This is a genomic window from Clostridium sp. OM02-18AC (assembly GCF_003481825.1).
GTDB lineage: Bacteria > Bacillota > Clostridia > Lachnospirales > Lachnospiraceae > Brotaphodocola.
In genome coordinates, this window is record NZ_QULW01000010.1 from 1 (window position 1) to 14,146 (window position 14,146).

The 14,146-nt window shown below is 42.7% G+C and carries 12 protein-coding genes and 1 tRNA gene; 2 read left to right on the top strand and 11 right to left on the bottom strand.

Going from position 1 to position 14,146, the window contains the following annotated elements; translation table 11 throughout:
• Positions 1 to 169 precede the first annotated feature (169 nt).
• From DXB18_RS16340 to rlmD, 5 genes are all read right to left on the bottom strand, one after another.
• Entirely contained in the window at positions 170 to 328 is a 159-nt protein-coding gene (locus tag DXB18_RS16340) for a hypothetical protein (protein WP_207665776.1), read from the bottom strand.
• A gap of 181 nt (positions 329 to 509) precedes the next feature.
• Complete coding sequence (locus tag DXB18_RS08335; RefSeq protein ID WP_147355231.1) at positions 510 to 899, bottom strand: hypothetical protein; 390 nt, start codon at positions 897 to 899, stop codon at positions 510 to 512.
• 439 nt (positions 900 to 1,338) lie between these two features.
• Positions 1,339 to 3,447: a HaeIII family restriction endonuclease gene (locus tag DXB18_RS08340; RefSeq protein WP_118707176.1), complete on the bottom strand. Its 2,109-nt coding sequence runs from the start codon at positions 3,445 to 3,447 to the stop codon at positions 1,339 to 1,341.
• 10 nt (positions 3,448 to 3,457) lie between these two features.
• A complete protein-coding gene (locus DXB18_RS08345; RefSeq protein ID WP_118707178.1) occupies positions 3,458 to 3,895 on the bottom strand; it encodes a hypothetical protein in 438 nt (145 codons plus the stop codon).
• 152 nt (positions 3,896 to 4,047) lie between these two features.
• On the bottom strand, positions 4,048 to 5,685 hold the full coding sequence (gene rlmD / locus DXB18_RS08350) for a 23S rRNA (uracil(1939)-C(5))-methyltransferase RlmD (RefSeq protein WP_118707180.1): 1,638 nt from the start codon (positions 5,683 to 5,685) through the stop codon (positions 4,048 to 4,050).
• 132 nt (positions 5,686 to 5,817) lie between these two features.
• Between rlmD and DXB18_RS08355 the strand changes: the two genes are divergently transcribed.
• A complete protein-coding gene (locus tag DXB18_RS08355) occupies positions 5,818 to 6,438 on the top strand; it encodes a prolyl-tRNA synthetase associated domain-containing protein (RefSeq protein ID WP_118707182.1) in 621 nt (206 codons plus the stop codon).
• Positions 6,439 to 6,518: 80 nt separating this feature from the next.
• Here DXB18_RS08355 and DXB18_RS08360 read toward each other — a convergent pair whose 3' ends face one another.
• The 3 genes from DXB18_RS08360 to DXB18_RS08370 all read right to left on the bottom strand — a co-directional run bounded on the left by DXB18_RS08360 (position 6,519) and on the right by DXB18_RS08370 (position 10,803).
• Positions 6,519 to 8,315, bottom strand: a complete 1,797-nt coding sequence (locus DXB18_RS08360; protein WP_118707184.1) for an aminopeptidase P family N-terminal domain-containing protein — start codon at positions 8,313 to 8,315, stop codon at positions 6,519 to 6,521.
• A 120-nt stretch (positions 8,316 to 8,435) separates the two neighbouring features.
• Positions 8,436 to 9,854, bottom strand: a complete 1,419-nt coding sequence (gene lpdA, locus DXB18_RS08365; RefSeq protein WP_118707186.1) for a dihydrolipoyl dehydrogenase — start codon at positions 9,852 to 9,854, stop codon at positions 8,436 to 8,438.
• A 91-nt stretch (positions 9,855 to 9,945) separates the two neighbouring features.
• The gene (locus DXB18_RS08370) at positions 9,946 to 10,803 is read right to left on the bottom strand and encodes a Cof-type HAD-IIB family hydrolase (protein WP_347560871.1); all 858 of its coding nucleotides are present in this window, start codon (positions 10,801 to 10,803) and stop codon (positions 9,946 to 9,948) included.
• A 131-nt stretch (positions 10,804 to 10,934) separates the two neighbouring features.
• On the opposite strand from DXB18_RS08370, the gene DXB18_RS08375 reads away from it, so the two are divergent.
• Positions 10,935 to 11,008, top strand: a tRNA-Pro gene (locus DXB18_RS08375).
• Between the two features lie 117 nt (positions 11,009 to 11,125).
• On the opposite strand, the gene DXB18_RS08380 is transcribed toward DXB18_RS08375, so the two are convergent.
• From DXB18_RS08380 to DXB18_RS08390, 3 genes are all read right to left on the bottom strand, one after another.
• Positions 11,126 to 11,953 carry a PRD domain-containing protein gene (locus DXB18_RS08380; protein WP_118707190.1) on the bottom strand — a complete coding sequence of 276 codons (828 nt, stop codon included), beginning with the start codon at positions 11,951 to 11,953 and terminating at the stop codon, positions 11,126 to 11,128.
• A 179-nt stretch (positions 11,954 to 12,132) separates the two neighbouring features.
• The gene (locus tag DXB18_RS08385; protein WP_118707192.1) at positions 12,133 to 12,651 is read right to left on the bottom strand and encodes a hypothetical protein; all 519 of its coding nucleotides are present in this window, start codon (positions 12,649 to 12,651) and stop codon (positions 12,133 to 12,135) included.
• Between the two features lie 13 nt (positions 12,652 to 12,664).
• Positions 12,665 to 14,143: an SLC13 family permease gene (locus tag DXB18_RS08390; RefSeq protein WP_118707193.1), complete on the bottom strand. Its 1,479-nt coding sequence runs from the start codon at positions 14,141 to 14,143 to the stop codon at positions 12,665 to 12,667.
• Positions 14,144 to 14,146: the final 3 nt, after the last annotated feature.

The following is a 14,146-nucleotide window of genomic DNA, read 5'->3' on the forward strand; positions in this document are numbered from 1 at the left end:
TATGATTTTTTAGTTTAAAAGAGCGTGTGAAAAATGATTTCTCATTTTTTCACACGCCCCTTCATTTTTATCAAGGAAAAGTATTTTGTATGAGACCAAACCACTCGCCTTTAAAATAACAAATTTTTTAGCACGTTGGAAAAGGCTAACCTTAGATTAACCAACACAATTATCTCTTCAAATTTCCATTTTCATCTCTTCCTTCTCCACTTTCATAATGTTCAACATCATGAAAAGCGTCCTTCATATCCTTATACAAACTACTACGAGAAAAAACATTCATCTCATCAAATTTAAAAAAATATCTTCCTTCGAAATAATTTGCCATACGATTATTTGAGTATGAAATTTCATTCAACTTTCGCGAAATATCACCTATTTTTTCGAAATATCTTCATTTTTCTCGATATTCTTCGTGAAGCACACTTTTCTATCATACTTCACTATTTTCCGTGTACTTCCCTCTCGATAACTCAATCCTATTTGTATAATCGGTGCAACTTTCATCATTAAATTTCCCCAGAAATGGCAATTTGTCCCATGATTCTTTCCTCAGGATATAATTCTAATTCTTCTTTAAAAATATTATCCGTAATAAATTCATTTTTTTCGCCATTGTTACTTATTCTCTCCAAGGAAAGCTTTATTTTTTCAGCTTTTGACCGACCAGTATTTGAGATTTTTAAATACAAAAGACCTGCATTTTCGCTCAATTCACACGATAATAAAGGGCTTAGACTATTTAAATATTGAACATTATTTGTATGATTAAAATATATACTACTTAATAAAGCAAATGTCGAAACTATTGTAGCTATAACTGCTATTATGTTTGCCATTGAACTATCTGCAATAGCATGAAGCAATGAGATTATTTCGTTTATTTGTGCTGTACTCAAACTCATCTTCTTTACATTGACCTTCTAATTTCAATATGGTAGCAAAGAGTAATCTCCAGACTACAATTATCTCATATTGTTGCAAGTCATGTCATCTTTCAATTCTTTTAGCTTTAAAACCATACATATAACATCAAATTGGAAATTTTATCTTCTTTATTATATTATTTCCGTTCCAACTCTAGGTCTGCAGAATTTAAATTTCATGTCAACTTTCATAGTAATATCTCATAGGTGCTATTCTTCGATCTTATCTCAATTTCTCTTAATCAGACAATCTGCCATATATATTTACTACATCCGTCAGATTCACCTAATTTGCAAATAAAAAATTTCTATAAACTTGAAAAATTCATCTTCCATTACCTGAAATATGGTCATGTAAACTGTAAACGTTCTTATAATTCCATATTTGCTCAATTATAGCCAGTAACATATTTTACATCATTTCCCAAGAAAGAACGGAATTCATTACTTTTTTGGGTTGTGCTTTTATTTGAACATCAAATTTTAAAGCTGTTTTACGAATACTTGAATCTGCATTGTGTAATCGCATAGAAATAATCCATTGATCAAAATAAACCTCTAAAGTTGTTTTACTTCTCGGTTTAATTCTTACTTCGACAATTTCTTCCGGCATCGTAACACAAGAAACTGCTTGTTCATTCTTTAATCCACCATATGGTTTCATAAGTGATCCATGCATATTATATGGATAGACTATTGTAGCCTTAGCTTTGTCATCTTTTATAAATTTATAAAAATCATGATTTCCAAACATATATTCGAAAAATAATTTTGAAAACTCGCTTGCTGATTTTCGTTGATTATCATCCATTTCGTCTGTTATCATACCCAATCTTCGTATTTCTTTCACAAAAGCTTCTACGATAGGATAATAAACCGTATCCATTTTTTGTGTTATTTCAGACCATGTCTTATATTTCGCCTGATAATTTTCAATAATTTTTTGAACTTCCGCCATTTTGTTCATAAATTCATTACTACATGTAAACTTGCCGTTTGTCCATTCTTTCGCAAAATCAGGATTTTCTGTAATTCTCGGATGTTTGACTGCCTCATGATTATTTTTACAACTTATTCCCAATTCTCGAACTACACTCTTTTTGGTTTTATCAGTATATACCGTAAAGCATATATCACGAACATCTCCTTTTACCCCTGCATTATCTGGCATAGCAGACAATACGGCGTAAAGTCCTTCTGGCAATTTGATGATTGGCTCTTTCATTTTTAGATATGTAGCAGCAACTTTAGCTGCTATATCATATGAGTTCTTTTTCTGTTCAAAATCCCATACGTTTTTCTCATCGTCATCTTCTTCAAAAGCACCCTCGTTGTTTTCTACAACTTGATACGCTTGTTCTATATTTTTATAATTTTTATCCTCCAATATTTCTAATTGCTCAGATTTCCATCCAGAGTTGCTCAATTCATTATAAATAGCTATTAATGAAGAATACTCAAATGCTTTTCCATTTATATCTTTTCTGGTTATCCTTCTATCCGCTTTAATTTCATCTTTTGGGCTTTCAAAATTTAAAAATGGGGTCAAATCTTTTGTTGTCAAAATTTTGTATACTTCACCGGCTATAACCTCCGCTAGCTTTACTGGAACTGCATTTCCAATCTGTTTATACTTGCTTTCCAAATCACCACAAAACTCCATATTCATAGGAAATGTTTGAATTGCAGCCGCTTCTTTATAACTAAGTCGTCTATTTACGCCAACAAATTCAAATTTATCTACTCCAACATGAACCATTCCTCCAGAGTCTGGGCTTAATGCAACTTGTTTTGCCATCGCTGGAATTGTAAAAGAAACATCATTATATTCTCTTTTTCTATTTCTTGACATAAAACGTGAAGAAAAAGGTGCTTGACAAACATCTTTCATATCAACCGGCGGTAAGATAGATAATGCCTCTTTTAATGTTGTTACCTTTGGATTACCAGCAGGAAAAATATATGCCCCGCCTTTGCAGATATCATTTCTAATTCCAATAAATATAACCCTCATTCTATCTTGAGGCACGCCATAATTGCTTGCATTTACAGTTGGAGCCGACATAGTATATCCTAATTCTGAAAAATCATCTATAATCTTTTCAAAAACAGCTCCGTCCCCCAATGATTTTATTCCAATTACGTTTTCAGCAATAAAAACTTTTGGATTTTTTATTCGTACCATTTCAACAAAATGTCTATACAAGACATTTCGAGAATCGTCAATTTGCCTTGGTCCCGCTAAAGAAAATCCCTGACAAGGAAATCCGCCTAAAACAACATCTATATCTTTTCCATATGCAATTTTAGAAAAATCTATTTTTGATATATCTCCACATTCAATTTTTGTACACTCTTCTTCCGGCTTTCTTTCGCCCAATTCATTGTAGTTCGCCCATTTGTCATACGTATTACATGCATCTTGATTAAAATCATTTGCCCATAAAATTCTAAAGCCTTTATTATGAAACCCCATATCGAGTCCACCAGCGCCTGAAAACATAGATATAACATTAAACATATTGACCTCCCTAAAGTCCGCTTGCTAAAAATAATTTATACTTTTCTATTTTTCTTTGTTCGCATAAATACTTTAGCAATCCTACATCTGCGTATCTTAATTGAGGAAAATATATAATACCATCGTCTCGCTCAATAAACGGCGAACACACTCCTTTAATTTTTGAGACCTTGTTTATAAGACTACAAATAAGATTTTTCTGTTCTTTCGAATCTATAAAAATCATTTGATACTTACACTTTGAACTCATAAGTTTTTCCAATTCATTAAACGATAATTTCATTTCTTTAATTTTCCCTTTTTTTATCAATCGTACGCAAAATAACTTTTGACTTGAATCTAGAAAAAGTATTTTTTCATCATAATCTTCTCGAATAAGATCATATAATTTAAAGCTATCGATTTTTCCTGAAATTTGTTTGTAATACTCCAAAAGCCTGCTTCTCATTCTAACCACCCCGATTTTTCTGAATACTTATAACGCGTTTTGCTATAAATAAAACTTTCACTATTTTTTAACTTTTCATCTACATCTTTCATCATTATATTAGAACATATGTTTGTCTTTGTCAAGTTGATCTTATTCTCCATATTCGTTATTTACTCCATTCTATTCGAACACAATTTCACCACAACTTCACAGTGCCCGGTCGCCGGAAACATATCCACCGGCCACGCGCCTTCAGCCCGATATCCCATCTTCTTAAACACGCTCAAATCTCTCGCCAGAGTATCCGGTCCGCAGGACACATAGATCACGGTCTTTGCTTTCACTGCTGCCACTGCCTTAATGAATGCCTCTGTGCTTCCAGCTCTTGGCGGGTCCATCAGGACGACATCCACGCTATCGCCGGATGCGGCCATCTGCATCATGAATTCGGTTGCGTCGTTGCGGAAGAAACGGATGTTCTTGACATCGTTGCATTTTGCGTTCTGGATGGCATCGCGCACAGCATCGGCATTTAACTCGACACCGATGACTTCTTTTGCTTTGGATGCAGCGATGATTCCGATGGTTCCGATTCCGCAGTAAGCATCCAGCACGCGCTCGTTTCCGGTCAAATCAGCCAGTTCAATGGCTTTGCCGTACAGATACTCGGTCTGCACCGGGTTTACCTGATAGAAGGATTTCGGGGAGATGCGGAATTTGCAGCCGCACAGCTCGTCTTCAATAAATCCTTTCCCGTACAGTACGTGTTCTTTGTCTCCCAGTACCATGCTGGTGCCGCGGTTGTTGATGTTCTGGACAATGGTGGTGATCTCCGGGTGTTTCTGGCGCAGGGCTTTGACAAAGTTATTCTTGGACGGGAATACCGGGGATGCGGTAACCAGAACAACCATGATCTGACCGCTGGTAAAGCCGCGGCGAATCAGCACATGGCGCAGCAGGCCATAACCGGTGTCTTCGTCGTATGTGTGAATCTTGAAGGATTTCAGCATGCCGCGGATCGTACCAATGATCTCGTCTGCTTTCTTGTCTTCGATCATGCAGGTCTCTACCGGCACGATGTTGTGTGTTTTCTCTTCGTAGACACCGGAAATGGCTTCTCCCTTGCGGTAACCAAATACTGCATGGACTTTGTTGCGGTAATGGAATGGATCATCCATGCCTTTGATGCCGTGTACTTTACAATAATTTCCGAGAAGCTTCTGCATCTGGCTCTGTTTCATCTGGAGCTGCTCTTTGTAAGGCATGTCCAGATACTGACAGCCGCCGCAGCGATGAGCAACCGGACAAAGCCCCTTTTTCTTTGCCTGCTGCGTCTTTTCTGCCGCCCGCTTCTGTTCTTCCGGTGTCTGTGCCTGTGCTTTTGCGTTTTTCTGAAAAGCTCCTGATTTCTGCTTCGAATCTGTACCTATTCCAAAATTTTTATCGTTCTTTCCAACAAATTTCCCAGTGTTTTTCTGAACAAATTTGCGCTCAGATTTTCTATCATTTTCGCGGCCGAACTCCTGTGCAGATTCCTGCGTTCCTCTTTTTCCAAGCTTTGCTCCTTTTTTTACATCGGTTTTTCCATTCTGATTCCGGTCATCTTCCCGATGAAGGCCCTCAGAAAAATTCCTGAAACCTTTCTTTTCGAAATTTTTCCCTATCTTCTCGCCTTTCTTCTCCCCAGCGCCTCTCACCGGTTTCTCTCCTACCCACTCCTCAAATTTCTCATCCAGACTCCAGCTCTGCTTTCTGGCAGCTGACTTTTTCTTTCCTGTTTCTTTTTTTATATTTCTATCCTGTTTCATACTATTCAAATCCTTGCCTTTTTCATCAATTTTTATATAATGATACCAGAGTCAAAAGGATTTTGAACCTTGAGACCCGCCAAAAACATGAATCATTACCTACATTACAACATACTTTCAGGAGGATACCCCATGGATCACACAGCTGATAACAACACACAAGCCGGTGCAGCTTGCACCGGCGAGGATTCTTTCTATATCGATCCGGTTCTCTACACCGGGCGCCCGGAAAACTGTTCTGGACGGCTGGAAAAGGAGATCCGCACTTATAACCTTCTGGATGAACTCCAGATTCCTTATTGGCGTCTTGACCACGATGCCACCGCCACGATCGATACCTGCCATGACGTGGATGTCCGGCTGGATATCGAGATCTGCAAAAATCTGTTCCTGTGCAATGCCCAGAAGACCCAGTTTTATCTGCTCATGATGCCGGGGCACAAGAAGTTTAAGACAGCAAAGCTTTCCAAACAGATTGGAAGTGCCCGCCTTTCCTTTGCGACACCGGATTTCATGGAACAGTTTCTGGATATTACACCGGGCTCCGTTAGTGTGCTTGGTCTCATGAATGACCATGATAACCGGGTGCGCCTCCTCATTGACCAGGATGTGATCGATCACCACACCTTTATCGGATGCCATCCATGCATCAATACTTCGAGCTTAAAGCTTTACACAAAAGACATTTTGGAGAAATTTCTCCCTGCCGTCCATCATGAGTACACCGTCGTTCATCTTCCCTGGGAGGATTGATCTGATTTCATGGTGAGTATCCACGGTCCCACAGCGGCTGCCAGACCGGCAGCCCTGCCATGGAACCCTTTCATTGATTTTTACTTTTTCAGCGGTCTGGTTACTTCTTTTAACCAGGCCGTTTCTTCTTCCGTTAAGTACGGCGCGATCTTTTTATATACCTGCGCATGATACTCATTCAGCCATGCCACATCCTGTTCTTCCATCAGGGAAACATCCACCGGCTCTAAGTCGATCGGTACATAAGTCAGGTATTCAAAGCTTAAGAACTGACCATACTCGGTCTTTTCATCCTTCTTACAGTATACCAGGTTCTCGGTGCGGATTCCGTGGCTTCCTTCGATGTAAAGGCCCGGCTCATCAGAACATACCATACCAGGCATGAACGGGGCACTGTCCTGACGTTCCGGAACTACGCGGTAGCGGATGCCGATCGGCCGTTCATGCACGTTCAGCAAATAGCCTACCCCATGACCGGTTCCGTGATTGAAATCCAGTCCGCGTCTCCAAAGTGGTTCTCTTGCCACATAGTCCAGGCTCAGCCCGCTGCAGCCCTGCATGAATTTCACATGGCCCAGGCGCAGCATACTCATCAGCACCAGCGTGTAATGTTCCTTTTCTTTCTCGGTCACTGGTCCCAGCGCGATGGTACGGGTAATGTCCGTACTGCCCTCATAATACTGTCCGCCGGAATCCACCAGATACAGTCCCCGCGCCTGCAGACTTGCAGCGTGTCCAGGCACTGCATGATAATGGCACAATGCCGCATTTTCACCGTAAGCAGAAATGGTCGGGAAGCTCGGTTCCAGTGCACCATGTTCCAGACGCAGCTGATCCAGGTAAGCCGCCACACTGCACTCGTCCATTGGAATCTTTCCGATATTCTTCTTTAACCAGTAAATGTATTTGGTCATAACCACACCGTCCGTGATGTGGGCTTTTTTCATATTCTCAATCTCGGTCGCGTTTTTCTGTGATTTCGCATATACGGTCGGATTCATCTGGTCCACAATCTGGTTCTGCCCCTGTACGCTCTCATAAATTGCATAGTTAACGCGGCTCTTCTCTAACAAAATGCGATGACCTTTTAATTCTTTCACATCTGCATAAATGTCATTGTATGGGCGCACGGTAACATCCAGGGTGTTCAGATAATCTTGTACCTCGTCAGAAAGCACCTGCGGATTTACATAGAAGAACAGCTGCTCTTTTGTCACCATCAGATAAGAAAGTACAACCGGGTTATACGGGATGTCATTTCCGCGGATATTTAACATCCAGACAATGTCATCCAGTGTTGTAAGGATATGCACATCCGCATAAGCCTTCTCCATCGCTGCCCTTACGTTTGCAATTTTCTCGGAAGCAGACTGTCCTGCATATGTTTCGTCCAGAATCCAGACTGGCTTCGCAGAAAGTTCCGGACGATCTTCCCAGATTTCTCCGATCAGGTCATGGTCCGGGCAGATCACTGCCTGCTTAAGAGAAAGACGCTCTTTTAAGTTCTCTCCGGTCTTGCTGTTGATGACACGTCCATCAAAGCCCAGCACACCCTGTTCCGGCATATGCTCTTCCAGGTACTGTTCCATAGTCGGCACTCCTGGCTGCCCCATCTTCATCAGTTCCACACCGCTGTCTTTTAACTCGCCTGCTGCCTGGACAAAATAACGGCCATCTGTCCAGAGACCGGCCCAGTCTTTCGTGATCAGTGCCACACCGGCAGAACCGGTAAAACCAGTGATATATTTTCTGCACGTGAAATGCGGACCCACATATTCGGATTCGTGAAAATCTGCCGTCGGTACCAGGTAGGCATCCATGTGGTAAGTCTCCATCCGGCTGCGGAGACGCTCAATTCTGTTTGTAATCTCGTTCATGATAGTATCCTCTTTTTCTTCTTTTTATACTGTTGGAATCACGTTGCCGCCTATAACAGCCTTGTCTTTCTTCAGATGTTTCTGACAATCTGCCGCCGCTGATTCCGTAATTATCATTTTTTAATTCTGGCGCATGGCATCTTCAATGGCAGCCGCAATGCCCTCACTGTAGGTCGGATGCGCACGCATTGCCAGAGAAAGCTGTTCGGCTGTGAGTCCATTGGCAATGGCAGTTGCCATCTCTCCGATCATGTCTGTAGCGCGCGGACACATCATCTGTGCACCTACGATCGTATTCGAATACGCCTCAAAGATCAGGCGGATAAAACCGTGTTCTTCCCGCGCAATGATGGATTTTCCATTTTCTCCCATGTCATAAACACCGCAGCGCACTTTCATGCCAAGTTCTCCGGCCTTCGCTTCCGTGATTCCCACGGTTGCAATTTCCGGCTCCGTGTAAATACAGCTTGGCACAATCGGAAGCGAAACAAACATACCGTTCGGCACGGCCTCCAGGCGTATGGTATGCGGTTTTCCGGCCAGATTTTCAATTACATACGTTGCCTGCGCCATGGCGACATGCGCCAGCTGGGTTTTCGCGGAGACATCGCCAATGGCATAAATGCTAGCTTCACTTGTCTGGAAATCTGCGTCTACGACAGGTCGTCCTTTCTCCATCTGCAGAGTCATATCCTCACCGAGAAGTCCTTCCGTATACGGGGTTCTTCCTACAGCCACCACGACCTGATTGGTCTTGATCTGAATGGTCTCGTTGGTCTCAAGATCACGCACCATACATACCAGACTGTCTTCCTTTCGGATTTCCTCCACCATGGCATTGCAATATACCGTAATGCCCTTATCGGTCAGCTGTTCTTTTAATGCCTCAGAAACCTCCTCGTCCATCGGTCCTAACAGGTGCGGTCCTTTCTCTACGATGGTTACTTTGGAGCAGAGTGCCTGGAATATCGTAGCAAACTCTACGCCAATGACACCGCCTCCCATGATCACAATCCGGTCGTAATTCCAGGTCGGCACAGCCAGCAGACGGTCGCTGTTGATGACGCCGGGAAGGTCGATTCCCGGAATTTTCGGCATCACCGGCTTTGCACCGGTGGCAATGATGATGTTTTTCGCCCGAAGATATTCTTTTCCGTTTTCTCCCACCACTTCAATTGTCTTTTCGCGGCGGATGGTCGCCTTCCCTTTGATAAAGGTAATATCATTTTTATCAAATAATTTCTGGATCTCGTCCCGGTAACGACGCACGGAACGCTTTTTGTAATCCTGCATTTTTGCAAAATCAAAGGAGATAAAATCTGTTGATACTCCAAACTCATCTCCATGCTGCATCATGGAAAAAATATTGGATGCATGTAAAAGTGCCTTCGTCGGAATACAGCCGCGGTTGATGCAGACACCGCCCAACTTGTCCTCATCGACTACCGCTACTTTCATACCAAAGGAAGCTCCTTTGATCGCTGCGGTATAGCCGCCCGGACCTGCCCCGATAATCACCAGATCGTAATAAGATGCCATAATTTAAAATTCCTTTCACCTGTATCGTTAGATTGTATATCATGGAATATTTGTTTTTTAAGCCGCAAAAAGTGAATAACTCACCACGGTCTCATTCTCCAAAAAGATGCAGTGCCTCACATGCTTTATAGACTCCGTCTTCTGCAATATCATCTGTGACGTAATCAGCTGCCGCTTTCAACTGCGGATGGGCATTGCCCATGGCTACACCGGTTCCGGCAGTCGTCACAATTTCATAATCATTCATACTATCGCCAAATGCGATAGTATGTTCAAGCGGTATATCCCACACTTTACACAGACGCTTCAGTCCTTCTGCCTTGGACGCGTCCTTCTCGATGATATCTGCTCCCTCACGGCTCGAAAACATAGGCAGCTTAAGCATTGGAAATGCCTCCTCCACCTCTTTTGCGCCTGGTTCACGCCCAATATAGGCAAGCGTCCGCACCGGCATATCCAGAAGCTTCCACGGGTCGCGGAACTTCCGGTCTGACATCTGCCACCGCACCATATCGTGACGTGTCACACACCATGGATTGATAAAATAATCGGTATCTCCCACCGTCATACCGATGGCATAATCTTTATTCTCTGCAAAATGCAGCAATTCTTCCACCAGTTCCCGTTTCATACAGTGCTCGTAGATCAGTTTGCTGCCAACGGTAATCTTGTTGCCATTTAAATGAATAATGGCATCTGGCTTCACCTGATCGGCAAGTCCTTCGCTGAACTTGGCATCCATGTCGCGGCCGGTGGCAATGACAATATAGTAGTGTTCATGCAGCCGGTCCAGCGCCTTAATGGCACTGTCCGGAATTTTATAATCTGCATGGTTCAAAAGCGTCATGTCCATGTCAAAGCTGACAATTCCCTTCATAGCAATTCTCCGTTTTCTTTCTATGATCGCAGCTCCTTTATTTGAGAAGCCACCCGTAATCCTAGTATCCATGATAGCAAAGTACGGGGGGACTGTAAAGTCCAGAGGAAAGAATTTCCTATAAACGAATCTGAAAATTTATAAAATTTCATACAAATCTCTTTTCAAACTTCCGATTTTCTGATATACTATTAAGGTTCAATCGGGGTATGGCGTAGCTTGGTAGCGCGCTCGGCTGGGGGCCGAGAGGTCGCAGGTTCAAATCCTGTTGCCCCGATTTTTTATACCCTAAGATGAAGTATAATTACTTAATTTATGCAAAATAATTTCATACTTTACAAAAAGATGATTGCTGCGCAGAGTGGCAATCATCTTTTCATTTCTTATCGAAATATTATACCGTCTCCCCTCCTGTCACTCTACGGATATGAATAGCCAGAAATCCCGTCTCTTCCCGCGCAAACTCCAGCTTTAATTCCTGTTCCAACTTTCGCAGGATCTGCTCTGCCAGTTCGTATTCTTTCGGGAAATTTTCCCTGGCATAGGATTCCAGATCTAAGTCGGTGCGTTCGCCTTTGCGGGCACGGGCCAGCATATAACGAACATGACTCATCAGCCGGTTGTAACCGAGCGAGCTGTAAGGCAGTTTCTTTCCGGTGCTTTCCTCAATCATGGACATACAGGCATTGACAAGACGCGCTGTTTCCAGCGAATCCGCTACATTTTCCTGTGCCAGCCCGGCATGGATATGCAAAGCGATGTAACCGGCCTCATCTTCTCCGAGTTGGATTCCTGTCATCTTTTTTAAGATTACGCATCCTTTTTTCGCAGCCTCATACTCTTCCTCAAATAATGCTGCGATATCCGCTTTAAATGGATTTGGAATTTCCTTTTGTTCCTTCGCCCGCGCTGCTGCCATGGCGATATGATCCGCCATGGGGATCAGAATATCATGCTGCAAAACTCCCATGTTCTCTTCTGCCTGTTCTATGATTTTTCCTGCTACTTCAATGTAAACCGGATCAATGCCATTTACCCGTGTCAGTGCGGACGTCTTTTCATTTACCATTTCATAACGCTTTGCCTGTGGAAGCGTCTGCATCCGCTCCCCCATCCGGTGTCCAAATCCGACTCCGTTCCCAAGAAGAATCTGTTCCTGCCCGGTGGCATCATCCAGAACCAGGATTCCGTTGTTGTTTAACACCTTGATTATCCGATACATCCCCTAACCTCCACATTGCATTTCTTCCTTCATTATACACGACAATGTCCATTTACAAAAAGCTTTTTTATTCCAAACTGACACCGATCAGAAGCATACATCGTCTGAAACACCTCAAAAAACAGCATCAACAAGCGCTAACCTGTTGATGCTGTTTTTTTGTTAATATATGCTTTTATTTAATTTTCAGTTTCTTCAAACCCACGGTCAATCCATTTTTCCGGATGTTCTATGGATTCCATCTCCTCCTTGCTCAGATATTCCCATAGAAATTTTTCCGTACGCGGACTTCCTTCCTGTACAGACACAAACAGAAACGGTCGGTGCACTTCTTTCATATGGAAAAAACCATGTGGAGTTTCTGCCGGAATCATAATGGTGCAGCTGCAGTCAAATACATATTTCTCCATATTTTCTCCGAAACAGAATTCCACGGTTCCTCCCAGATCATACGGATTTTCATAATCCGCACCAATCAGCATGATAATTTCATTTTCCTTATGCATATGCGGTGGATGACCTACTTTGCGTTTTCCGGGTTCTTCCGTTTCCGGCTCTTTTGGTGCAACCCAGTGTGCACTGTAAAAGCTGTTCATTCCGGACGCGGTGCCATCCATATTGATTTGCCAGGGTATATCGCGAAAATCCTGTTTTCTAACCTGTTCCGCATATAAAATGAATGGTTTTTTATGTTCCATTTACGACCACCTTTTAAAAAATAAATGCTCCTGCTGTAGAAACAAGCCAGATAATGATCATTCCCATGATCAGGGCTGGACCTCCGTGCGTCCAAATGTAACCCGGTTTCTTCACAAAAGGCTCCTGGCTAAGCAACAGCGGTGCCGGACCTGCTGCAGCCATCGTGAGGAACGCAAACATCGATGCAGATACCAGTCCAAGGCAAATAAAGGTTCCATTGATTCCAAGACTGCTGCAATATTCTACGCAGAACGGTGCTACTGCAGAACCAATGATCAGACCGGTTGCCATGTTTGAGAAGAAGTTCGTAACAATGGTTGCAATTGCAACAACGACCAGAATAAATACCGGGAAAGACATTCCGCCAAAAATCGGGCTGAGTGTCTGTGCAATCCAGGCTTTTACACCAAGATCATTGTTGCTGAGCATTCCGCCGACTGCAGTAAATGCTGCAGTTGCAAGTGCTACGCCCCACATAATTCTTGCCATCAGTTTATCCGGATTAATCACCGGCTGACCCTGATAACGGATCAGGGACATAAGACCAAGCATCAGAGCTGCCCACAGCCAGAGACCAATGGAACTAAAGTAATCCTTGAATGCTCCTGCCGGAAGGATCAGGCCAATAATAGTATATAAAATAGCTGCGATTGTGAACAAAATGGAATAAATCTGCGGACGTGTGATTTTGAGGTTTTCCATTCCTTCCATCCTGGTAATATCAAGATTCTGCAAACGGCTTACGTCCACACGGAAGATCAGTCTCATGCAAAGAAGAAATCCAATGCAGTACAGCAGACCAATGATGCCGGAACCAAGCATATAATATGCGTAGTTTGTCTGGATCCCCGCTGCTTCCAGCGCACCTGCAATGGAGGTAAAAATTGCAAGGGTAATGCCCTTAAACGGCAGGAATGCCATACCAATCATACAGGCTGACTGAAGACCGATCCGGGTCATCATATTAAAGTCACTTTCTTCCTCGTAGCCCAGGGTCTTATTGACATAATCCATAATGGTATATAAGAGGATCAGTCCGGATGTTCCCATAAATGGTCCGCACATCCATCCAACAACCATGAGTACAAACAAGAACAGCATCGGACGTCCCTGGATTGCTTTCCGACTCAGCATCCACTTTGCCAGAAATTCACCCGCGCCTGTCTGAATCAGGGAATTGCAGACAGAAAACATGAAGAAAAGCTGTACGACGGTACTGTTTCCAATCGTAGAACCAATCAATTCAGAACCTGTCATAAAACCACTGTGGACAATTGCAAACATAGCCAGGCAGGTAGATGGAATCAGGCCGAAATCAAATACGATCATCAGGATCAGACCAATAAAAATTCCGATTGCCGAAAGACCGATTGGTGTGATTCCACCCCAGGATGGAACAATACGATTGAACAGGAACATAAATATCAGGCATACCAAAAGCTTAATATAGTATGAAACAGGTGTTGAATTCACTTTTGCTGATTCAGCCATGTA